Origin of the sequence: Plebeiibacterium marinum, assembly GCF_026013615.1 — a bacterium.
Classification (GTDB): domain Bacteria; phylum Bacteroidota; class Bacteroidia; order Bacteroidales; family Marinilabiliaceae; genus Saccharicrinis; species Saccharicrinis marinus_A.
The window spans coordinates 18,828-40,868 of the sequence record NZ_JAPDPI010000016.1 but is presented as its reverse complement, the minus strand read 5'-3'; the positions used below and the strand labels follow the sequence as shown (position 1 = coordinate 40,868).

Annotated in this window: 22 protein-coding genes; all 22 read right to left on the bottom strand. The window is 32.5% G+C overall.

Features of this window, described 5'->3' with window-relative positions:
• Window positions 1–31: 31 nt before the first annotated feature.
• Window positions 32–1,147 (bottom strand): GDP-mannose 4,6-dehydratase, encoded by a 1,116-nt coding sequence (gene gmd / locus OM074_RS09275; RefSeq protein WP_301199184.1) that lies wholly within the window; start codon window positions 1,145–1,147, stop codon window positions 32–34.
• Complete coding sequence (locus OM074_RS09270; RefSeq protein WP_301199183.1) at window positions 1,140–2,252, bottom strand: glycosyltransferase family 4 protein; 1,113 nt, start codon at window positions 2,250–2,252, stop codon at window positions 1,140–1,142. The genes gmd and OM074_RS09270 overlap by 8 nt, the downstream gene beginning before the upstream one ends.
• A complete protein-coding gene (locus OM074_RS09265) occupies window positions 2,249–2,770 on the bottom strand; it encodes a serine O-acetyltransferase (RefSeq protein WP_301199237.1) in 522 nt (173 codons plus the stop codon). The genes OM074_RS09270 and OM074_RS09265 overlap by 4 nt, the downstream gene beginning before the upstream one ends.
• Before the next feature lie 20 nt (window positions 2,771–2,790).
• Window positions 2,791–3,954, bottom strand: a complete 1,164-nt coding sequence (locus tag OM074_RS09260) for a glycosyltransferase (protein ID WP_301199182.1) — start codon at window positions 3,952–3,954, stop codon at window positions 2,791–2,793.
• Between the two features lie 52 nt (window positions 3,955–4,006).
• On the bottom strand, window positions 4,007–5,002 hold the full coding sequence (locus OM074_RS09255; RefSeq protein ID WP_301199181.1) for an EpsG family protein: 996 nt from the start codon (window positions 5,000–5,002) through the stop codon (window positions 4,007–4,009).
• Between the two features lie 88 nt (window positions 5,003–5,090).
• Window positions 5,091–6,020 (bottom strand): glycosyltransferase family 2 protein, encoded by a 930-nt coding sequence (locus OM074_RS09250; RefSeq protein WP_301199180.1) that lies wholly within the window; start codon window positions 6,018–6,020, stop codon window positions 5,091–5,093.
• A gap of 2 nt (window positions 6,021–6,022) precedes the next feature.
• Window positions 6,023–6,751, bottom strand: coding sequence for a glycosyltransferase family 2 protein (locus OM074_RS09245; RefSeq protein WP_301199179.1), 729 nt, complete (start codon window positions 6,749–6,751; stop codon window positions 6,023–6,025).
• A gap of 98 nt (window positions 6,752–6,849) precedes the next feature.
• Window positions 6,850–7,875 carry a hypothetical protein gene (locus tag OM074_RS09240; protein WP_301199178.1) on the bottom strand — a complete coding sequence of 342 codons (1,026 nt, stop codon included), beginning with the start codon at window positions 7,873–7,875 and terminating at the stop codon, window positions 6,850–6,852.
• A complete protein-coding gene (locus OM074_RS09235) occupies window positions 7,875–8,447 on the bottom strand; it encodes an acyltransferase (protein ID WP_301199177.1) in 573 nt (190 codons plus the stop codon). Before OM074_RS09235 ends, OM074_RS09240 begins: the two co-directional genes overlap by 1 nt.
• Before the next feature lie 5 nt (window positions 8,448–8,452).
• A complete protein-coding gene (locus OM074_RS09230) occupies window positions 8,453–10,180 on the bottom strand; it encodes an asparagine synthetase B family protein (RefSeq protein ID WP_301199176.1) in 1,728 nt (575 codons plus the stop codon).
• Window positions 10,181–10,182: 2 nt separating this feature from the next.
• Window positions 10,183–11,640, bottom strand: coding sequence for an oligosaccharide flippase family protein (locus tag OM074_RS09225; RefSeq protein WP_301199175.1), 1,458 nt, complete (start codon window positions 11,638–11,640; stop codon window positions 10,183–10,185).
• Between the two features lie 5 nt (window positions 11,641–11,645).
• Window positions 11,646–12,335, bottom strand: coding sequence for an acylneuraminate cytidylyltransferase family protein (locus OM074_RS09220; protein WP_301199174.1), 690 nt, complete (start codon window positions 12,333–12,335; stop codon window positions 11,646–11,648).
• A complete protein-coding gene (locus tag OM074_RS09215; RefSeq protein WP_301199173.1) occupies window positions 12,335–13,384 on the bottom strand; it encodes a nucleotidyltransferase family protein in 1,050 nt (349 codons plus the stop codon). Before OM074_RS09215 ends, OM074_RS09220 begins: the two co-directional genes overlap by 1 nt.
• Before the next feature lie 3 nt (window positions 13,385–13,387).
• Window positions 13,388–14,518, bottom strand: a complete 1,131-nt coding sequence (gene neuC, locus OM074_RS09210) for a UDP-N-acetylglucosamine 2-epimerase (protein ID WP_301199172.1) — start codon at window positions 14,516–14,518, stop codon at window positions 13,388–13,390.
• A complete protein-coding gene (neuB, locus tag OM074_RS09205; protein ID WP_301199171.1) occupies window positions 14,500–15,513 on the bottom strand; it encodes an N-acetylneuraminate synthase in 1,014 nt (337 codons plus the stop codon). Before neuB ends, neuC begins: the two co-directional genes overlap by 19 nt.
• Before the next feature lie 11 nt (window positions 15,514–15,524).
• Entirely contained in the window at window positions 15,525–16,145 is a 621-nt protein-coding gene (locus OM074_RS09200) for an acetyltransferase (RefSeq protein WP_301199170.1), read from the bottom strand.
• Window positions 16,145–17,293 (bottom strand): LegC family aminotransferase, encoded by a 1,149-nt coding sequence (locus tag OM074_RS09195; protein WP_301199169.1) that lies wholly within the window; start codon window positions 17,291–17,293, stop codon window positions 16,145–16,147. The genes OM074_RS09200 and OM074_RS09195 overlap by 1 nt, the downstream gene beginning before the upstream one ends.
• Window positions 17,293–18,474, bottom strand: a complete 1,182-nt coding sequence (locus OM074_RS09190; protein WP_301199168.1) for a UDP-N-acetylglucosamine 4,6-dehydratase — start codon at window positions 18,472–18,474, stop codon at window positions 17,293–17,295. Before OM074_RS09190 ends, OM074_RS09195 begins: the two co-directional genes overlap by 1 nt.
• A gap of 2 nt (window positions 18,475–18,476) precedes the next feature.
• Complete coding sequence (locus OM074_RS09185) at window positions 18,477–19,613, bottom strand: Wzz/FepE/Etk N-terminal domain-containing protein (protein ID WP_301199167.1); 1,137 nt, start codon at window positions 19,611–19,613, stop codon at window positions 18,477–18,479.
• Complete coding sequence (locus OM074_RS09180) at window positions 19,613–21,022, bottom strand: UDP-glucose 6-dehydrogenase (protein WP_301199166.1); 1,410 nt, start codon at window positions 21,020–21,022, stop codon at window positions 19,613–19,615. The genes OM074_RS09185 and OM074_RS09180 overlap by 1 nt, the downstream gene beginning before the upstream one ends.
• A gap of 167 nt (window positions 21,023–21,189) precedes the next feature.
• Window positions 21,190–21,672 (bottom strand): hypothetical protein, encoded by a 483-nt coding sequence (locus OM074_RS09175; protein ID WP_301199165.1) that lies wholly within the window; start codon window positions 21,670–21,672, stop codon window positions 21,190–21,192.
• Window positions 21,669–21,965 carry a nucleotidyltransferase domain-containing protein gene (locus OM074_RS09170; RefSeq protein ID WP_301199164.1) on the bottom strand — a complete coding sequence of 99 codons (297 nt, stop codon included), beginning with the start codon at window positions 21,963–21,965 and terminating at the stop codon, window positions 21,669–21,671. The genes OM074_RS09175 and OM074_RS09170 overlap by 4 nt, the downstream gene beginning before the upstream one ends.
• Window positions 21,966–22,041: the final 76 nt, after the last annotated feature.

The following is a 22,041-nucleotide window of genomic DNA, read 5'->3' as shown; positions in this document are numbered from 1 at the left end:
GCGAAAACACTTTGCGACCTTTGCGTGAACCCTATTCAAAATAATTCAAAGTCTCGTACCCTCCATCTCTCAAATACTTATCCTTCTGCATCAGCTTTACATCACTTTGCATCATATCTTTTACAAGTCCGGCAAGGTCATACTCTGGTTTCCAGCCTAACTTTTCCTTTGACTTGGTTGGGTCTCCTATCAATAAATCTACTTCTGTAGGACGGTAATAAGCCGGGTCTACTTTGACCACTTCTTTTCCAATTTCTACATTGAATTCCGGATTTGAACATGACTTGATCACAGCCACCTCATTTTCTCCTTCTCCTGAAAACTCAAGCTCAATGCCTACTTCTGCAAATGCCATCTTAACAAAATCGCGCACTGTGGTAGTTACACCAGTAGCAATCACATAATCCTCAGGCTGATCCTGCTGAAGTATTAACCACATGGCTTTGATATAATCTTTTGCATGTCCCCAATCGCGCTTGGCGTTCATATTACCCAGGTACAGACAATCCTGCATTCCCAAAGCAATTTTTGAAACAGCACGGGTAATTTTACGGGTTACAAATGTTTCCCCTCGTAACGGACTCTCATGGTTAAATAAAATACCGTTACAAGCATAGATACCATAGGCCTCACGGTAGTTCACTGTAATCCAGTAGGCATACATTTTTGCTACTGCATATGGACTACGGGGATAAAAAGGAGTTTTCTCCGACTGTGGTACTTCCTGAACCAAACCGTACAACTCTGAAGTCGAAGCCTGGTATACTTTAGTCTTTTTCTCTAAACCTAATAATCGTATGGCCTCTAATATCCTTAAAGTACCTACTCCATCTGCATTGGCTGTATACTCCGGAGTATCAAAACTCACTGCCACATGACTCATTGCGGCCAAATTATAGATCTCATCCGGCTGAACTTCCTGGATTATACGGGTAAGGTTCATACTATCCGTTAAATCTCCATAATGTAAAATCAAATTACGATTTTCCACATGTGGATCCTGATACAAATGATCAATACGATCTGTATTAAACAAAGATGAACGGCGTTTGATACCGTGTACAACATATCCCTTTTTTAATAAAAACTCGGCAAGATAAGCGCCGTCTTGTCCGGTGATACCGGTAATGAGTGCTTTTTTAGGCATGTTTAAATTCCTCTATCTTTTTATTAATATATGTTTTCATCTCATCCTTAAATCTTCCTTTTGAGAATCGTTCCGCATTTTCTCGAATTTTCTTAGGATCAAATGATGTTTTCTCAAACTTATCAATTGCTTCTTTTATTGAATCTGCAGATTGCTCATTAAAGTGTATCCCTGAAATTCTATCAACTACAGTTTCTTTAGTCCCTCCCTTACTTAAAGCAATAACTGGAGTGCCACATGCTTGTGCCTCAACTGGAATTATACCAAAATCTTCATCCGCAGCAAATACAAAAGCTTTTGCTTTCTTCATCAAGGACAACATTTCTTCATTTGACACAAATCCTTTCATTTCAATATTTGGAGCTGCCAACGCTTTTATCTTTTTAAAATCAGGTCCCATCCCTGCAACGACTAGTCTTTTATCGGGCATATTTGAGAAAGCCTCAACAATCAAATTAATCTTCTTATATGGCACTAACCTTGAAGCTGTATAATAATATTCTTCTTTATCTTCACAGAGTTCAAAACGATTGATATCTACTGGTGGATAAACGACTTCAGATTCTCGCCTGTAAACTTTATTAATCCTTCTTCTGATATAATAAGAATTAGCAACATAATGGTCGACTCTATTTGCACTAATCACATCCCAAATTCTCAATTTATGCAATGTATGCCTGACCAACCATTTCTTAATACCAAACCCGTTAAGCTTAGATTCTTTCAAATATTGATGGTATAAGTCCCAGGCATATCGAACAGGTGAATGACAGTAACATATATGTAACTGTTTTGAGTTGGTAAGTACTCCCTTTGCAACAGATGATGAAGAGGATATGATTAAATCATATCCTGAAAAATCAAAACTCTCAATTGCTTTTGGAAATAATGGTAGATAATTTCGGTATTTACTTCTTCCAAATGGCAAATCAGCTATGAATGATTCCTTTAGTTTAGTCTTATCAATCCTTAAGTCATTAATAACTCTATCATGAGATATAAGCGTATAAATATCAGCTTTTGGAAATAACTCCATAAAACATTCAAAAACTTTTTCTGCTCCACCTATCTCAGTTAACCAATCTTGAACTAATGCGACTTTCAATTATTTATTTTTTTATATCTCCTAATATCAGGAGCTCCTAATTTTACAATACTATTATTATCAATATCTTTAGTTAAGACAACATTTGCTCCAACTATAGAATTTTGTCCACATGAAACATTACCTAATATTTTTGCTCCTGCTCCTAAAACACAACCTTCTTCAATAATAGGAAACCCATCATTCACACTTGATCCTTTTATCCCTAATGTTACCTGATGATAAATAATTGTATGTCTTTTCACTACTACTCCTGCTCCAATAACCAATCCTACGCCATGAATTATAACTATTCCACCTTCTAATTTAGCTCTATAATCAATATCGACAGAATATACAATTTGTATTATTCTAGTTAATAACAAAGGTAATAATGGAATTTTAAATTCAAATAATTTATTTGCAACCCGATAAAAAATCAAAGCATGTATTCCTCTATTAGTAAAAAAACTAAACAGTTTCGAAACTTTATACTTTTCTTTTAAAATAGTAAGATCTTCATTTATCTCTTTTAGCATCACTCTTTAAAAAAATACTATTAATTATAAACAGTTTCAAGCAAAGCACAATACCTATTCGCCGTAAATTCACTCAGGTTTGGTTTTATGGCAAGACCAATTTTAATATCTTTTTTTAATTTAAAGAAAGCATCTTTTAATGTACTCTCATTATTTGGTGAATATATGTAATTTGGCACATTGCAAATTTCACACATTTCAGGTATCCCTCCTTTATCAGTACTTAAAATCGCAAGCCCTGCTCTTGCCGATTCTGGTATCGTCAATGGGGCATTTTCATATCCAACGGATGGAATTACAGAAACATCATAATCTTTAAGATTATCCAATAATTCATCATTAGGAATTCTTCCTAATAACGAAATATTTTCCAAGTGATTATCTGCAATAAAACTTTCCAGTTCGTTCACACTTGGCCCATCTCCTATTATATCAAGATGAATACTTATGTCATTCTTCTTTAATAATTTTATAAAATCTACTATTCCCTTTTCTGGCGATAATCTTCCAAAATAAACAAATCGTATTTTTCCGAACTCTTCACAAGTAAAGTTTTTTCTTCTTAAATTAATCTCCTCATTGTTTATTGGGTTACGAATACATAACATTTTAACAGAAACCTTATTTTCCTTAAAAACCTCCAACAAAAACTGGCTGGGAGAAATAATCACATCAACCTGTTTCAAAGGCTTAATATAAAAATGCTGAACACTCCAACCGATTTTCTTTACTAACGAAAAAACAAATCCTCTGTTATCAATTCTCTTAAACACTTGCTTCTTAAATGCATTTCTAATTGGCAAATTTTTAGGTTTACCCGACATATAGTATAACAGGTGGCTTGACGGCGACACTGAATAATAATCATGTGCTGTAAAAATTACTTTACAAACATTTCTATTTTTATAACTTCTTATCGCCCTGAAAATGGAACTAGTCAGAATGTGATAATAATTGTGTATATGTATAATGTGTGGACAAAATTCATTAAGTACCTCTGATAATTGATCTCTAGTTTTACGAGAATAGAAATAACTCAACACACTAGATGGTTTAGAGGCAGTTTTAGAACCAAAAAACAAACGAACTTCATGTCCTTTAGATTCTAGTATAAATTTGGTTTTTCTAAATACTTCTTCTGCTCCTCCCCCCAAATAAAAATCATTGATTAAAAGTATTCTCATATTTCTCTCATTTTATTCGCAATAACTAATTATTTATCTTTCTTCAAAAATTCTAAAACAGAAACGATTGGTAAGGTAAAGGTTCTCCATCGTTAAAAAGAAGTGCTTTAATCCACCACATCAATGAAAAAAGGAAAAAATACACAAACGTTATCCTTCTAAAATTAACCTTTTCAATATTTTTTAAAATGATAGGTATTAACAACAAAACTATATAAAATAAGTAAAATGTAAACCTATAGAAATACGCAGAACTAAACAACATAATACTAAAGCATACTCCCATCATAAAAAGATTAAAGTACAAACTGTGTCTTCTATTTTTTTGAACAAATTCAGCAAACAAGGCTACCGATATCCCCAGGATTATCAACAAAATTATAGACAACCCAAATCCCCCTCTAAATTCATCATGACCTGCTAATCCTATAAAAGCCGAATATTTAGGGATTAAGGAAGCTATCAACCTAATAATATTATGAAATATATTTAGTTTGTATAGTATAATAGATCCAAATATTGCAATAATCCAATAAGATTTACTTAAGCGTATTCTTCCAATCCAGTAAAAAGGAATTAATAACAGTGCTGATGTATGAAACAAAAATATAATCATCACTGATAAAAAATATCTCCAGAATTTTTTTTGTTCTATAAACCGAATAGAATAGATAAATAATGTAATTGCAAAACTTTGCCGTATAATATTATTAGAAAAGAATATAAAACCAAAACTAAATAAAAAAGGAATTAAGACCGGTAAAACTTTTTCTTCTTTAGCAATTAAGAACAGGTTCAGATATGTAAGTGCACACATTAACGCAAAAACATACCTATATCCGTGTTCAAACTTCACAAAAAGGGTATTAATTAACCAATAGCCCGGTTCTACTATAGCATATACCTCACCTCTTTGCGCAATATCAAAAACCCATTTGTAATGCGAATAGTCCGTTCCAACCTCATCTCTTGTCCCATTAAGTATTATAATAATTAAATAACACAAAATCACAAGAAACGAAAGGTACATTCCACTTTTACTTCCCACACTATACTTTCTTGAACTTGCGAACGCCAAAAATGACGATAACAGAAAAGCTATGTGATATATGACAACACCTTGCATCTATAGAGAATTATTTATTTTTCCCCGAAAAAATAATACGTTTAAAACTAAATGCGAATGGATAAATCAAAGACATTAGAACACTAGCCCAATGCGATAACGAAGAAGCACTTTTTAGTAACTTAGGAAATCTTTTTGCCCCGCTTCTTAAGTCAATAGAAATTACCCTTCTATATAAATAATTATAATGTCGAAACTTCAAGTCCTTGTCTAAATCTTCGATTTCGTTTTTATACTTTCTGCTAATTGCAAAAAAACCTGATAAACGTTTATCTTTATTAGCTGTTATTCGAAATTCTGAATGGTCAGAATAATAATTGACCAAATCTTCATTTATCCCAACAAATTTAACCCCATAATTATTTAGCCTTATATACAAATCCCAATCCTGTGAACTCTGTAGGTTTTCATCATAACAGTTTACCTGTTCTAAACTTTGTTTATCAACTAAAATAAAGCTATTAGATCCTATGTAATTGCCTGTGTAAATAAAATTGTCTTCAGGAAAAAACAATTTACTTTTAAATTTATTTGCCCATCTTGATTTTTGTAAGGAAGGATTTCCGATCACATTATAAGATGTAAAAATTAGAACTCCTTTTTTTGATTTGTGCTTTTTTGCTACCTCAACCTGCTTTGCAATTTTAGTTCCCAAAAATTCATCATCGTCGTCTAAAAAAGCAATATACTCACCTTTTGCTATCCGAATACCACTATTACGAGCTGCATTTGCCCCTTTATTTTCAGGATGCTTTACATATATAATATCAGGGTATTTTTTAATTAAACTTTCGGTCAATTGACGTGCTTCACTATCTTGATCATTATCGTCAACAACAATTAACTCAATTTCTGGATAGGTCTGGTTTAAAATACTCCTGATGGCCCTTTCTAAAAACACCGGGCGCTGATATGTAGTTATAATTACACTAACCAACATTATTATTTATTTTTACGTAAAATGCTTCTTTTTATTTTTGACAGAAAGTGTAACATTAGTGCTCCAATAACCAAATGCATTTTAGTTTTTGAGTGTTTCATGTTTATATTCCAATTATCAACTAACCACTTATACGATGTCGCAGACATCCCTGTTAAATCATATATTGCAATTGTCCTATCAGTATATTTAAATCTATAACCCTCATTAAATAACTTAAAAAAGAAATCGTGTACTGAACTAATACTATATCTCAAATCATATTTATATTTTTTATATAGTTCTGTCCTAACTAACGATGCCTGATGATTAAAAGGAAGTCCCTTCCAAAAAGTATCCAGTTTCCGAGGAGTTACCACTTTCTCATTATCGTGGGCATAAACAATATTGCCATAAATAACATCAGCTGAAATATCGAAACTAAAAATATCTTCCAACACACTTTCGTTGTAAAAGAGGTCTCCTGAGTTCATAAATATAATCCAATCCCCAGCGGCTTTACCAATCCCCTTGTTCATGGCATCGTAAACTCCTTTGTCAGGTTCACTAATTAAAACATCTATATGTTCTCGGTATCTGTTTATAATATCTAAAGTGCCGTCTGACGAGTTACCATCTATAACAATATATTGAACCGTTTTATAACTCTGTTGTATTACACTTTTGATTGTATTTTCAATGTTTAACTTATCATTAAACACTACGGTAACTACTGTTACAAGCGGAGCCATATTTTATACTTTAATTTACCGTTTATTTTGTTATTACTACACACTAATTACCTTCGTCTTGGTTTCAATCATTATCTGCAATGTTTAACAATTCTAGTTTAAAGAAGTCCTTTCAATTCATATAAGGTATTCGGAAATTTGATTTTATTATCAGAGCGTTCTATCAAAAATTTTTTGTAACCTTCAACAACTTCCTGTTTTTTAAACTCCAAAACATTTAACAAAGAAAAAACCTGAATATCTTTCTCTTGGACTAAAGTACACAACCCTGACGAAACAATCCCTAAAACGAACTTTACATTAGTTAAATCAATTAATTCTATAGGTATCTCACAAGGAACTACACCTTCAAAACTTTCCTTTAACTCTTTAGGAATCCCCAACCTGGGATGTCCCTTAACAACAGGCTTGTATCCTGATTCACCTAAACCTCTTAAAAAAAGTTCGATTTCCCTCTTCGCACCCAATGTAATAAAATCTAGCTCTACAGGTGAAATCATAAAAAGTATAGTATTGGCACACAAAAAATCAAACCTAACTTTGTATTCTTCGGGCACATTAACAGCCTCTTTAATTATTTCACTTTCTATTTTGTAGTATTCATGGTCAAATTCAATAGTTCGGGTCTTATATCGTGAAAGATAACGTACCCCAGTGATCAATTTAACAATTGAAATATAATATTGACGAGCAAAATATCCTTTAGAAGTTATCGTAAGTTCCTCATCCGATTTAACTGCCACAAAGTCATTGTAATTTAAATACCTTATCTTTACCTTGTTAGACTTTAGATATTTGGCAATAACAGTTGTCGTAAACCAATCGAAAAACCGGGAAAAGAAAACAATCTCTCTATACTGATTATTTTTAAACTTATCTCTATATATTTTATTAGTTGATCTTTTTGCATTATAAATAGAAATTGGATTCTTATGATGCAAATTAACATATGGGAAAAATTCAACCACTAAATTATCAAGTGATAAATCTTTCAAATGTTTATAGACATTTGCTACATTAACAACACATAAATGAATCCTTTTACCTTTGTTTTTTTCCAATAAATCCATCGCATACACAGTATCTCCTGCTGCTTGGATAAAAATTAAGATATCAAATTCCATTAAAAAAATTTCCCTTCGGCTTTCAACTTATAAAAAACTTCCTTATCTCTATATTTTATAACTTTCGCTGGATTCCCGCCTACAACTGCACATGCCGGCACATCTTTAGTAACAACGGCTCCTGCACCTACTACCGCTCCTTCGCCAATTGTTACGCCAGGTACTATGGTTACATTAGAACCCAACCATACAAAATCCTTAATTACGACCTCTCCAACTATACTCTCTTCCCCATACGGAATATACTCATCTGAGTTATAATTATGGTTTGTAGAAAAGATGGTTAATCCTCTACCTGTATGAAAATACTTTCCTATCTCTACTCCTCCTGTACATTCAATAAATGTATCCGACTTAAGGTGACTAGTTTCATGGATAAAAAACCTACCATCTCCAATAATTGATAAATTATAACTACCTTGATAAACAAATTCTATCGAACATTTCCAACGGTTTTCATATTTGGATATCTCTTGCTCCAGTTTTAGTAAATTAAAAAAATCGACAATCTTTGTTAACTTAATAAGATTGAAAATATCAGCAATAAATTTTCTAACACTTTTTTTTATCATACAAATCAACTTTCTATATCAAAATCAACATACTTACTCCACTCTTTGTTGTATATTATATCCAATAAACATTTCACCTTGACAATCTGCAGGTACAAATGCCAATGGTACTTTTTACTTTGATTAATCACTTCATCTTCCAAACATTTATTGAAAATTGGGTTAAATTGACTTGTAATTTTGTCGAATCTATTCTTATACTTCCTAGATTTAAGTTGATTTCCGGGAACCCCCTCCTTCCTAACCCGACCAAGTACTTTCTGTAAAAACTGGTATCCCCAGCTTAGTTTTGTTTCGCTTTCAAAATACACCCCACGCATACTATGTTCATGTGCAATCTTAGATAACTCAGGGAATTTTTCTATCAAAAATTTTTTTAGAATAATTCGGCTCTGTCTAAATTCAGGTTTTAATCTGGCTAAGAAATCTGTAGCAAAAGGAAAGAAAAGAGAATATGAGTGTTTTGTCCCAGTTAAATTTTCAAAAGCTCCATTCCCAGTTTTTGAAGCTATTTGCTGATATAAGTATGTAAAATAATTAATTTCATTGTCATCTTCAATTTTATAGTTCATCAAACCTCTGCTCAGCATATCCTGATCTGCAATACCTAATTTGTCAGGGAATATCTCTTTAATACCAACTATTGCTTTTAATCTCTTGAAGAACCTTTTCTCAAAATTCGGTTTCGGACAATTTAATAAAGACAATCGGGATAAAATATAATCACTAAAATCCTTACTCGTTTTAACATCTTGAATACCGGTAAGCGTGGATGACATCATTTCAGGACCACCTGCATTAATATGAACATCAAAATAAGGTACGTTAACAGCAACGGTTTTGTGTATATTAGTATGGCCAAATGGTAAATTCTTAATATCAAGGAACATCTTCTGTTCAAAAGATGTTTTTTTATCATCGATAAAATAATGTTTTATTCCATAAAATTGAGCGATTTTTTTTACAATTTTCCTTAATCTAGGTACGAAAGGGAAAATACTATACTTCCCTGAAGTGATACTAAAGGAAATAGTTTTCATCTTATTACTCAAACAAAAATAAGGCGATATCCGAGAATCTAGTCCACCGCTAACACTGCAGGCATATACTTTATCCTTTCCATGTTTATTTTTAATAAACTTTATTCCGTTATCAATTAAACTATAAAATTCGTCTAGTACATTCTCATCTTTTATACTCTCATCAATGGTCACTTCAGAAAAACTCCAATATGCAGACTTCTTATACAATTTTGTCTTAAAATCAAATTCCCCAATTGAAGCAGAAGGAAAATATTCCAAATTTTTTATAATCGTTTTATTTTGAAGAGGAAAAAACAGGTAAAGCCATTCCTTAACAGATTGCACTGAAACATCTTCTTCTTTAGGTGAAATTACACTTAAAACATTCCAAAAATTATCAGCTACTAAAAATTGTTCATCTTTTTTATAAACAAATAAACTATTTCGCCCAATCTTATCATTGACAATCTTTAACAAATCAGATTGAAGATCATATATTACAATAGAAAACTCGCCATTCAATTTACTAAGCTCGTCAATTCCTGAATTAATGTATATATCAATTAATTCACTCTCTGAATAGTCTTCCGGATAAATAAAACCTTTTATTGCAATCAGTAAATGATCTTTTTTAATAACATTCCCTGCAAAATAGATATCTCCAATTTTTTTAGACTCAGAGAAAGGAATCGAAGAAAAAATAAAACCCATAATTATTTTTTAATTATTCTTAAAATTTTATACTTACGAAAGTACGATTCATATTGTTCCATTAAAGCACTGTGTTCTCTCAATAATAGTATTAAGGTAATCAAAGAAACGCTTCCTTTTATTATAAAAGCCTGATTAACAACATTTGTTAAAAATCTTACAGTAATTAATACTCCACATAGAAACATTATCTGAAAAAAAAACAACTTCCAGTTAAAGGAAATAAAAAAAGCCTTTTTAGAAAAGTAATATTTAATTATAAACAGTAATAGAAAGCATAAAGTTGTTGAATATGCAGCTCCATAAACACCATATTTGGGGATAAACAAAATATTTAGCCCAATATTCATAATTGCACTTACTAAAGATGAATACATTAGAAATTTACTTTTCTTGCTTTGAAGTATTGTAAAACCGAACAAACCAGAAATTTGTAGAATTGCAATACCTATTATTAAAATTGGAACATATTCTTTTGCACTTAAGTATCTTTCATCTAAAAGACCAACGATTTCAGGAGTAAATAAAATTACCAAAAAAGATATATATAAAATCCCAGAAACAAATAAGTCATTAATTTTTTTTAATTTTTCTTTTATTGAAATAATGCTAATATTTTTCATATTAGCAATTTTATAATAGTAAGGCTCATATGCCTTATTAAATGCAGTTGAAAAAACTAAGACAATTTCACTCATCTTATATCCTAATGAATAGATTCCTACACTTTTCAATCCAATAAACCGTTCTAAAAACACTCTATCCGAAACATTTAAAATCCAAGATGCTAATATCATAGGAACCAACGGTAAGGAATACTTAATAACTTCTACTGCAATTAACCTATCGAATTTCCAGTTAATTCTTTTTATTAAAAATGTAAAATAGTAAGGTAAAAACAATACAGATGTCGCTCCTAAACCAAGAAGCATCCCCAAAGCCCCTTGTTTCCAGATTACCACCAAGAGAACAATAACACCCGTATTCAAAAGAAATTCTGATAACGTAAGCTTTATAAATCCTAAGGCATTTTGTTCAACTTGCAATAATGCCTTTGGTAATAAACTGAAAATATTAAAATAAGTAATCAAAAAAGCAATAATATAATAAGGGTAGAATGGAATTGTTTCATAAACAAGAGAAACCACATTTTTAAAAACAAAACATATAGTTAATAATACTATCGAAACAAGACTCATTAGTAAAAATAATGTACTAATTAAAGTTCTTTTATCTGTACTATTATAATCATGGTATAATCGAAAAATTGCTTTATCTAATGATAACGAAAATAAAATAGTTAATATAAGTATTAAAATATTAATCGAATTTACTAAACCAAATTCTTCAGGAGACAAGTATTGAGTATATAAAGGTAGTAAAAGAAATTGAGCTGCTTTGGGAACTATATTGCCTATAGTATAAAAAATACTGTTTTTCAAAACATTAACCTTACTCATACAAACTACTTAAATAAAGTTACAGCAAGTTGAAAATCCATTTCATCGTCTATATCAACAGAACTTAAATCGTCCATTTCATATTTAATGATTTTGCTAAATTGATTCATTTTCATTTTTAGTAATGATTCCACATTAATAATATAAATTGCACCATTATATTCCCACACTCTAGGGCAATCTTGTCTTCTGGTGAAATCCCCTTTTTTTGATTTCTCTAGATAGCCCTTTTCGTTTTCTTCAAATAGTAAATAATATGGGTTACTTTTTGTTTCCTTTACAGAAACAACCATATCTATATCATTTGAATATAAATCATTAGCTTCCTTAATATGTTTTCCATTTCTAAACGGAGAAGTTGGTTGCAATAGAATAATCTGTTCATAATTAACACCATAACCTTCATAATACCTTAATGCATGTAAAATTACCGAATAAGCATCTGCTGTATCTGTAGCCAATTCTGTTGGCCGTAAAAATGGAACTTTTAGTCCATAGTTTTCAACAACATTCTTAATCTCACAATCATCAGTAGATACACATATATCAATATCTTCAGCAACTTCTCTGGCTGCATCAATGGTATAACATATTAAAGGCTTACCTCTCAACGTTTTAATATTTTTACCTGGTAAACCCTTTGACCCTCCCCTGGCAGGAATAATAATCAATGTGTCTTTAGTAATCTGAGGCATTAAAAATTCTGCTTAAGGTGTTTTATAATCTCTTGTGCTTTATTATACTCTTCGTGCCTTCCTATATCAATCCAATATCCTGTAATTGGATTATCAATCACTTTTCCGCCCGTTTCTATAATATTTTCTATTAAGTCAGTCGCATTATAAAAAGAATCTTTAGGAATACGGTAACATTCTTTTGTTTTCATTAGATAAATCCCAGCATTTGCATAATGCGTATTGCTAGGTTTTTCTTTTAACCCAGTAATTCTACCACCCTCTCGGGTCATAATTGCAAATGGTATATTTACCGTATAAGATATTGAAGCAACTGATAAATTTGCCTTTTCTTCAACCATATTGATCCACAAATCTTCCAAATCTACATCCGTAAACAAGTCTGAATTCATTACCAATACATAAGGGTTTGCAAATTCCGACACCATGCTAACTGAACCAATCGTACCCAAAAATTGCTCTTCTTCAAGATATTTTATATTTATACCTTTAGAAGATCCATCTCCAAAATAATCTTTAATTTGATCGGCTAAATAGTTTACTGAAATGTAAATATTTTCAATACCATATGAAATTAACCGATCAATATTATGTTCTATTATCGGTTTATTTCCTAATGGCAACATGGGTTTAGGTGTATTATTTGTTAGTGGTCTTAATCTTTCGCCTTTACCTCCAGCCATAATTACCGCGTCAATAGGCAGAACCGTTTGTTTTTTATTTAGATCTATAACTTTTCTTATACAACCATCATTATTTAGAATTGGTAATAAGTGAATACCCAACTTTTTAATTTCATTAATCTGTATAGGATTTATATCTTGATGTAAAGCATGGAAACTACTCTTCATAAAATCACACACCTTGTCATTAGTAGACTTTCCTTTTAGAAATGCCCTTCTTATATCACCATCTGTTAAAGTTCCCACCATCTTGTTATTGTCTTTTACCACAAATAAAGTTAGAGCTTCGGGAACATTATTTAATAATTCAAATGCCTTAAGAATGTTATCTCCCTGATTAATAATATATTTTTGAAAGTCTTTCATTGTTTAGATATTTCTCATTTTAAGAACTTCAATAATTTTATCTGCCACTCCACCCTGATAATAAGGATTCTCTATATCGCAAGAGTGTGAATTTTGAATACATGACACAGCCTTTTTGATTTCCTCTTTATCAATAGGTATATGTAAAACATTACTACCACAAGCTCTTCCTTTTTGACGATCTCCCAAATTAATCACTCTCTTTTGAAAACTTGCTGCTTCAATAATACCACTAGAAGTATTTCCAAGAAGAAAACTACAATGTTTCATACATGAAAAATACCCTAAAGAACCAAAATTTTCAACACATATAACTCTATTATTTGTTTTTTGAGGAAGTTCTAAAAAAGCTTTTCTTATTTTATAACCTTCCGTATCCGCATTAGGCAAAGTGATTACTATTTGAAACTTCTGAGAAAGCTCTCTAAATGTTTCTGATAAAATATTTGCGTATTCCTGATTCTTTGAAACCTCTATTGTTTCTGGATGAAATGTTGTAAGTATAGTTGGTGCACCTAAGTCTATATCAAACTTATTGTTGAAATCACTAATAGACAACAACGGTAGATTTTTCAGATTGTCGAGACTTAATGCCCCAACAACAAAAGTATTAGATTTACTTTCTGTTAATTCGGCAACTCTTTTGGCATATTCTTTTGTCGCAACAAAGTGAGTAGAACTAGCTAAAGTAATTGAATGTCTGAACACATTATCAATTGCCCCTAATGTTTTTTCACCGCCATGCAAATGCGCAAATTTAATTCCATATGGTATTCCTGCACTTACCGCAGCAAACATTTCATATCGATCACCCAAACACAATACGATATCAAAGTTGTTTTGATAATTCCCCCAAAACTCAGCAAACTTTATGCTTGTCAACCCCATTGCTGTAGAAACTGCATTGGATGAATCTCCTGCCTGCATAGATTCAATCTGATACTTTACTTCAAAACCATCATCTAAAATTTGGTCTACCGTATTTCCATGATACGGAGATAAATGAGTACCGAAAACTATAAGGTTTAAATCAAAAAAAGAATCCTCCTTTAGCTTTTTCAACAAAGGAAGATAAATTCCATAGTCAGCCCTGGAACTGGTTAATACACCAATATTCACTCTATGTCCTCCCATTTTAAAATTGACCCTTTCCCTATGGTTTTCTTCAATGTTTTCCCAATCACTTCATCCATTTTCATCGGAGAAATTCCATCACCAGGTCTTTTCATCTCAAGGTCTTGCTCTCTTAGTATATGTCTTTTTTCAAGTTCTTTGTTTACATGAATAGATTTTCGAGCAACCTGAATGTTCTTAATCTCAGATGCAGATGGTTTTTTGTTCCCATCTCCCAATGCCTGCTCAATGTTTCTAATTGCATCCACCATAGATTTTAATTCACACGGTTCAATCGAAGCTTTATGATCAGGTCCTGGCATATTTCTATCAAGCGTAAAATGCTTTTCTATTAAAGTAGCCCCTAGGGCAGCTGCTGCAATAGGTATTTCTATTCCTTGCGTATGATCACTATATCCTGTCTTTACACCCAATGTATCGGCCATTGTTTTCATGGCTTTCAGGTTAACTTCATTAAAAGGTGCAGGATATTCAGTCGTACAATGCAGAACTGTAATTTCTTTCTTAGACTTTCCAAATTTAGTTAAAACATTAACGGCATCTTCTACTTCATCAATAGTGGCCATCCCTGTTGAAAGAACAAGAGATTGTGGTTGACTAGCCATAAATTTTAAATAAGGCAGGTTCGTAATTTCCCCGGATGGAATTTTCCATAACTCCATACCAATTTCCTTAAGGAAATTTAAACTATCCGAATCGAACCCTGTTGAAAGAAAACCTATGTTATTATCCTTACAATGTTTGATGAGTAGATAGTGATCCTCTATCGACAGTTCAAGTCTTTTGAGCATTTCATATTGCGACTCCGTTATGCCAATATTTTGACTTTGGTATTCCGCTTGTTTTGCACTCTTTGAAACTAATTTATCTGCTTTGAACGTTTGAAACTTTACATAGTCAACACCGCACTCCGCAGCGACTTCTATTAACTTTTTCGCAATATTTATATCGCCATTGTGATTGACTCCTGCCTCGGCAATTATTATTGTATGCATGATATACTTGCTTATTTCTTCTTGTTGATATAAATACCTGATTTTACAATATCCTTATAAACAGTCTTTCCTGCAGGTACAATCACTTTCTCAGTTAATATTATATTATTTGCAAGCGTTGCTCCGCTGCCAATAAAACACTCATCTGCTATTTTCACCTGCCCATTTATTCGCGTTCCTGTTGAAATATGATTATGATCTCCGATTTGAACCTCATGTTCAACCAATGCTTTTGTATTAATAATATTGTTGATGCCGATTTGTGCCTCTGAATTAACAACCACATGGTGCATCACAATTGTTCCTTCTTCTATTTTAGCATATGTACTAACATATGCATTGGGAGAAACAATAACCGGAAATTCAGCACCCAGGCTTTTGGCTAACTTGTAAAGTTTAATCCTTAACCCAGCGGATTTTATTTGTCCAACTGTAATTAATACGTTTTTAAATTTATCAATCAATTTTGGCAAGTCATCATCTGAACCAAGGACAGGGTAGCCTAATATTTTATGTCCCACCTCTTCATTTGGGTCTACAATACCTTCAATTTTATACTTACCTTCTTGCTCGATAACGTCGATGCAAGATTTACAATGTCCTCCTCCTCCTACAAGAATGATTCTATCCATCACAAAATTACACTACTCGGAATATTGACAATCCTATCTTCGAGCCATTGAGCATTAGTTTGTCTATCTTTATAACAACCGGCATACATAGGCATTTTATACAACAATGTCCAGATAGGACGGCTCATAACACCATGCTTATTTAGGTATTCCAAAACGTTGTCTCTTTCTTCTCTATTTCCCAAACAAATAGCATTTAACCAATAGTTCGAACAGGAATTATTAGGTTCCAGAATAAAATCGATCTTATTCTCTTTACAGAAAGCCGATAGTTTTTCTGCCCAGTTCCTTTTATTCTTAACAAATTCCTCGAGTTTTTCTAACTGGGCACAGGCCATAGCTGCGTTCAAATTAGGCATACGAAAGTTATATCCAATCATATCATGGGTATACTCGTATGGATGCGGAACTTTTGCTGTTGTAGTTATATGTTTCGCTTTTAAGGCCAAACTTTTGTCATTAGTAACTATTGCTCCACCTCCACCACAAGTAACAGTTTTGTTGCCATTAAAACTAAAGGCTCCTAATAATCCTAAAGTACCAGTATGCTTCTCTTTATATGAACTTCCTAACGATTCTGCTGCATCTTCAACGACAGCAATATTATATTCCTTCGCAACATTAATAATTCCATCAATATCAACAGGGTGACCAAAAGTATGCATAGGTACAATAGCAGCAATACGTTTTCCTGTTAATTTACTGAAACATTCTCCATTTCGTTGCTCCGAACATTCTTTTAAAAAATCGTTAAGGGAATTTGGCGACAGCCCCATTGTTTCTTTATCAACATCAATGAAAACAGGTTCTGCACCACAATAACTAATTGCATTTGCCGTAGCAATAAATGATAAACCTTGAGTGATTACCTCATCTCCATTCTGCACTCCTGATAGTATTAAAGCTATTTGTAGAGCCGATGTTCCATTAACTGTAGCAACTGCATGTTTTGCCCCGGTAATATCGCACATCATTTGTTCAAAACGATTAACATATTCTCCAACCGAAGATACAAATGTAGAATCAATCGCATCGTTAACATAAGCCTTCTCATTACCTACAAATCTAGGTTCGTGTAAAGGTATAAATTCCTTTGGGGTCGAATATGCCTCCCTTATATAATCGTGCAGTCTCTTAAACTTTTCCATTACATTTTGCTATCGAGATATTTACCCGTTTCCTTATGCCCAAAGTCTGGAATCATCTCAAAGAATAAACTTACGATATCTTCTTTTTTCCAAGCCTTTTTCAGCTTCAGACTATTTATACTTTTCTCAAAATATTCGAGCTTTTCGTTATTTGAATAGAACTCGTTCTTAATTATACCTAGATTTAAAAATCTTTCCATATCCAGCACTTCTTCCTTCGTATAGAATTCTTCAAAATCTTTTTCACCAGTTGTGTCGCTTGGAGTAAACAAGCACGGCCATTTACCTTCATTAGGCAAAGTACCTGCTAACTCTCTAGCTTCCTCTTCTGTTTCGCATAGGTATGGTTCATACCCGAGTTCTTTCAAATACTTAACTGCAATATCTGCAAAAGTAATAAGATGTAAATTCTCACTCAGTTTAGGAAAAAAAACATCCATATTATCTCCATAAATACAGGACATTAAACACAATTCTCCTGATTCTCGCGGAGTAACAAAATATCTTTTTATATCCTTCGGTGCCACTATTGGTTGTTTCTTATGTATCCTCTGATTAAAACCATGTAATAACGAGCCATCTGAAAATGCTACATTAGCAAACCTCGCCGTAGAAATTTTCATGTCTTTACTACGACGCATTAAGAACATTTCCATTATTCTTTTCGACGCCCCCATCATATTCACAGGGTTAGCTGCTTTATCTGTTGATACACAAAAATATTTTTTAGTGCCTTTGGAAATTGCTTGTTTAATCGTTTTGTCGGTATTTAATACATTCACATCAATCATCCTCATCAACGTATAAGGATCCTTTTCACTCCTTACATGCTTAAGCGCAGATAGGTTTAATACATAATCATATCTACCATCAGCTTCAATAAATGCGTCATATTCAACAGAACCAATATCAAGGGCAAATGTCTGAAAATCCCCATCGATATATCCAAAAGAGCTGCGAATATCTCTTACAAGTTCTACCATGTTGTTCTCGCTAATATCCACAACATGCAATTTCTTTGGGTTACGCTTGAATATTTCTTTTGTAACCGCCTGTCCAATTGACCCAGCTCCTCCTATTACAAGAAATGAAGATGCTGATACTATAGAAGAAAGGTCTTCTCTATTTGTAGTAATGTCTTCAACAAAGAGTTCTTTTTCTCTTCCTATTAACTGTAACATATTTATTTAAGCTTATCCTTAATATTATCATAAATAATTAACCCTATTACTAAACATACTCCGAAGAACACACCTACAATCATACTTATCAACAATATACTTTTCCTTACTGGTGAGGATTTCTCATCCGGTACTTTCGCTGGTTCAATAACCGAAAAAACAGGACTCTCTTCTTTAACAGCAATCTTTGCTGCTTCTAGCTGAGTAGACAGGTCTTTATATACTGTTAAAGTAATATCATACTCATCGCTTAATCTTTGAAATTCAGGATCAACACGTTCTGAAATGATATTACGATGACTATCCTTGTAATTATAAAATGCTAACTGAGCCTTTTCATATTCTTGCTTCTTTTCTTCATAACGGCCTTTTACAAATTTTAAATGTTCCCGTACTTGTTTAGTTTTATATTCAATTATATAGCGTTGCAATAGCTTAACAGCTTTTTTTACAAACTGGGCTGCTAAAATTGGTTCCTCAACTTCTACAGTTATTACTACTAACCCTGTCTCTTCATCAACTCCAATTCTAAACAATTCATATACCGATTCAATAACCTTTAATTCTTCTTCTGATAGATATAAAACTCCATAATCAACATTACTTATAATACCCTTTTTTTCATTAGAAAAGACTTTTTCTTTAATCGTCCAAGGCAACCTAATCGTATATTTAGCAATTTGAGAACCTACAGAAGGAATAGTATCTGCCACCACATAATCATAAATAGAAATCGGCTGTTCATACTCCTCAAAATGAAATTTTTCGTAAATAAACTCATTTAAAAAAGGATAACTATTTACGATTTGAGGGTAGATTTCTGCCGGAATACCGTCCGATTGTCCCATCATTGATGACAAATTTATTCCAGCCATACCTGCTAAGGCTCCAAGCCCACCCACGCTACTACTTTTATTTTCAGAAGAAGGTAATAATGTTGCTGATGCAGTATATTTAGTTGGACTTAAAAAGGCAATTAATAACCCAATAAAAACACAAACTCCAACTGAATAGTATATTATTTTACGTCCATCCCAAATAGTTTTTATCAGCGCAATTAAATCAATTTCGTCATCTTTTATAATCTGATGATCCGTTTGAGTTTTATTTACTTTTAAAATATTCTGATTAGTATCCATTATTTAGCTTTTCCTAAGTTATATGTACTAAAACCAATACTTACTAAAGCATTACTTTCTATTATATTTCTTCCATCAAACAAAAAAGCAGGTTTTTTCATACTTTTATATACTTTATCCCAATCATAACGCTTAAACTCATCCCATTCTGTTAAAATCGCAACAGCATGTGAATCATCCATGGCTTGATACGGATCTTTGATAACATGAACCAATTCCCTATTTTCCTCTTCTGATCGTGTATTAAGGCAATCTAGGTCTGCGTATATTTGCTCTTCTTTTACTTTGGGATCATATATATATAATTCGGCTTGTTCATTAAGTAAATAATCTGCCACATATATCGAAGCTGACTCCCGTGTGTCGTTTGTATCTTTTTTAAATGCCCAACCAAGAATAGCTATTTTCTTACCAGACACCGTGTTAAATAAGGTTTTTACAATTTTTTCTGCAAACCTTCTTTTTTGATAATCATTCAACATAATAACTTGTTCCCAATATTCAGCCACCTCATCTAACCCATAAGATCTGGCTATATATACCAAGTTTAGTATGTCTTTTTGAAAACAAGAGCCACCAAATCCAACGGAAGATTTTAAGAACTTAGAACCAATTCTGGAATCTGCACCTATCGCTTTAGCAATTTCATCCACATCTGCTTCAGTCTCTTCACACAGTGCTGATATCGCATTAATAGAAGATACTCTTTGTGCCAAAAAGGCATTTGCCGTTAACTTAGATAACTCCGACGACCAAACATTTGTAGTTAATATCTTTTCTTTTGGAACCCAATGTGAATACACATCAACCAAGCGTTGAATTGCTTTTTGTCCTTCCTCGTCCTGATCCCCACCGATTAGAACTCTATCTGCATAATGCAAATCCGTTATCGCTGTTCCTTCGGCCAAAAACTCAGGATTAGACAATATTTGAAACTTAACTTTATTCCCTTCTGCCTTAAGGATGGTTTTAATGGCTTCAGCTGTTCTAACCGGTAAAGTTGATTTTTCAACAACAATTTTATCCGAAGTTGACACTTTAGCAATTTGCCTGGCACATAATTCGACATATTTCAGATCTGCAGCCATTCCTTTACCCACACCATAAGTTTTAGTCGGCGTGTTTACGGAAATAAATATCATTTCAGCTTCGTCAATAGCCTTATCCACATCTGTCGTGAAAAACAAATTTCTACCTCTTGCTACTTCAACAACTTCCTTTAATCCAGGTTCGAAAATAGGTAGCTTATCTAAATCTTCATTATTCCAGGCATCAATCCTACCTTGATTCAAATCAACTACTGTAACCTTTACTCCAAGACATTTCTGAGCTATTACAGACATAGTTGGTCCACCAACATAACCTGCACCTATGCAGCATATATTCGTTATTTTTTCAGGAATATTCATTTTTTATATGCTATTTCTCTATTTTTTAACTTACAACATAATTATCTTTCCTTTATTAAAAAACGTTTTTGTTCTTCTCGTATACGTTGATCATGTTGCTTGTTTGCATTGTTTTCTTTATTCATTTGTTTGCGAATTTTGCGAATGAACGCTAATAATGCGAATTTTTACAAATTATAGTTTTTAATAGTTCCAACAATATTCATATAAACTTCTTCTAAAGCAGGGATACTATTATAAAACAGATTCAGTTTCTCGATAGTATCCTGTACAAAAGTTGGATATTCATGAGCCATCATATTTCTAATTTCTCGAAGCCGCATCCAATCACCAACAGAAATTATAATTTTCAAGCTTTCTAATCGATTCAACATATCCTTAAAAGCCTTACCCTCTATATCTTCGCCTAAACCAATTAGTAAAAATTTAAAAGTATTTGATCCAATTTCATCCTGAAGCTTAGAGAATCTATAGATCAACTGATCCAAATGCGAAATATCGTCTTCTGTAAAACTATTGTATTTTTCTTCATCAATGTCAAAGATTTCCGATAGCCTCCTTTGTGCTGAGTGAATTCTTGACAAATGAATCTCACATCGCTCAAGTGATCTATGCAGGCGTTCCTGGTACAATTTTTCTTCTTGAGTCATAACAATATGCCTTCTTCCAATGCTGTTATATATACACCATCCAATTCCTGACCGACATCTATCAAAACATCCACTTTTTGCTCACCTATGTATTCTTTTAGTTTAATCAGGAAATCAATTTTTAATTCTACTACACTTCCTTTCATACCTTTGTTCTGAATCAATAAATCAATATCCCCGCCTTTCTTCTGATCATTAGTTCTGGAACCAAAAAGAAACACTTTAGCATCCTCCCCAAAAACCTCAGCACAAGCTTTTTTGATACTATCTATTTCAAAATTATTAAGGCGCATAATACTAGTTGTTGGTCTTTAGTTATTGGTTATTAGATCTTATTCTGGCAATTCCCTCTTCTCTCCAATCCATAAT

Excerpts from the sequence above, each read along its gene's own strand:
- OM074_RS09195 (WP_301199169.1), bottom strand. The coding sequence starts at position 17,293 with ATGGAAAAGTTTAAGAGACTGCACGATTATATAAGGGAGGCATATTCG.
- OM074_RS09230 (WP_301199176.1), bottom strand. The coding sequence starts at position 10,180 with ATGGGTTTTATTTTTTCTTCGATTCCTTTCTCTGAGTCTAAAAAAATT.
- OM074_RS09180 (WP_301199166.1), bottom strand. The coding sequence starts at position 21,022 with ATGAATATTCCTGAAAAAATAACGAATATATGCTGCATAGGTGCAGGT.
- OM074_RS09265 (WP_301199237.1), bottom strand. The coding sequence starts at position 2,770 with ATGCTAAAAGAGATAAATGAAGATCTTACTATTTTAAAAGAAAAGTAT.
- OM074_RS09215 (WP_301199173.1), bottom strand. The coding sequence starts at position 13,384 with ATGAAAGACTTTCAAAAATATATTATTAATCAGGGAGATAACATTCTT.
- OM074_RS09220 (WP_301199174.1), bottom strand. The coding sequence starts at position 12,335 with ATGCCTCAGATTACTAAAGACACATTGATTATTATTCCTGCCAGGGGA.
- OM074_RS09170 (WP_301199164.1), bottom strand. The coding sequence starts at position 21,965 with ATGCGCCTTAATAATTTTGAAATAGATAGTATCAAAAAAGCTTGTGCT.
- OM074_RS09225 (WP_301199175.1), bottom strand. The coding sequence starts at position 11,640 with ATGAGTAAGGTTAATGTTTTGAAAAACAGTATTTTTTATACTATAGGC.
- gmd (WP_301199184.1), bottom strand. The coding sequence starts at position 1,147 with ATGCCTAAAAAAGCACTCATTACCGGTATCACCGGACAAGACGGCGCT.
- OM074_RS09250 (WP_301199180.1), bottom strand. The coding sequence starts at position 6,020 with ATGTTGGTTAGTGTAATTATAACTACATATCAGCGCCCGGTGTTTTTA.
- OM074_RS09240 (WP_301199178.1), bottom strand. The coding sequence starts at position 7,875 with ATGGAATTTGATATCTTAATTTTTATCCAAGCAGCAGGAGATACTGTG.
- OM074_RS09190 (WP_301199168.1), bottom strand. The coding sequence starts at position 18,474 with ATGTTACAGTTAATAGGAAGAGAAAAAGAACTCTTTGTTGAAGACATT.
- OM074_RS09235 (WP_301199177.1), bottom strand. The coding sequence starts at position 8,447 with ATGATAAAAAAAAGTGTTAGAAAATTTATTGCTGATATTTTCAATCTT.
- OM074_RS09175 (WP_301199165.1), bottom strand. The coding sequence starts at position 21,672 with ATGACTCAAGAAGAAAAATTGTACCAGGAACGCCTGCATAGATCACTT.
- neuB (WP_301199171.1), bottom strand. The coding sequence starts at position 15,513 with ATGCATACAATAATAATTGCCGAGGCAGGAGTCAATCACAATGGCGAT.
- OM074_RS09245 (WP_301199179.1), bottom strand. The coding sequence starts at position 6,751 with ATGGCTCCGCTTGTAACAGTAGTTACCGTAGTGTTTAATGATAAGTTA.
- OM074_RS09200 (WP_301199170.1), bottom strand. The coding sequence starts at position 16,145 with ATGGATAGAATCATTCTTGTAGGAGGAGGAGGACATTGTAAATCTTGC.
- neuC (WP_301199172.1), bottom strand. The coding sequence starts at position 14,518 with ATGGGAGGACATAGAGTGAATATTGGTGTATTAACCAGTTCCAGGGCT.
- OM074_RS09260 (WP_301199182.1), bottom strand. The coding sequence starts at position 3,954 with ATGAGAATACTTTTAATCAATGATTTTTATTTGGGGGGAGGAGCAGAA.
- OM074_RS09185 (WP_301199167.1), bottom strand. The coding sequence starts at position 19,613 with ATGGATACTAATCAGAATATTTTAAAAGTAAATAAAACTCAAACGGAT.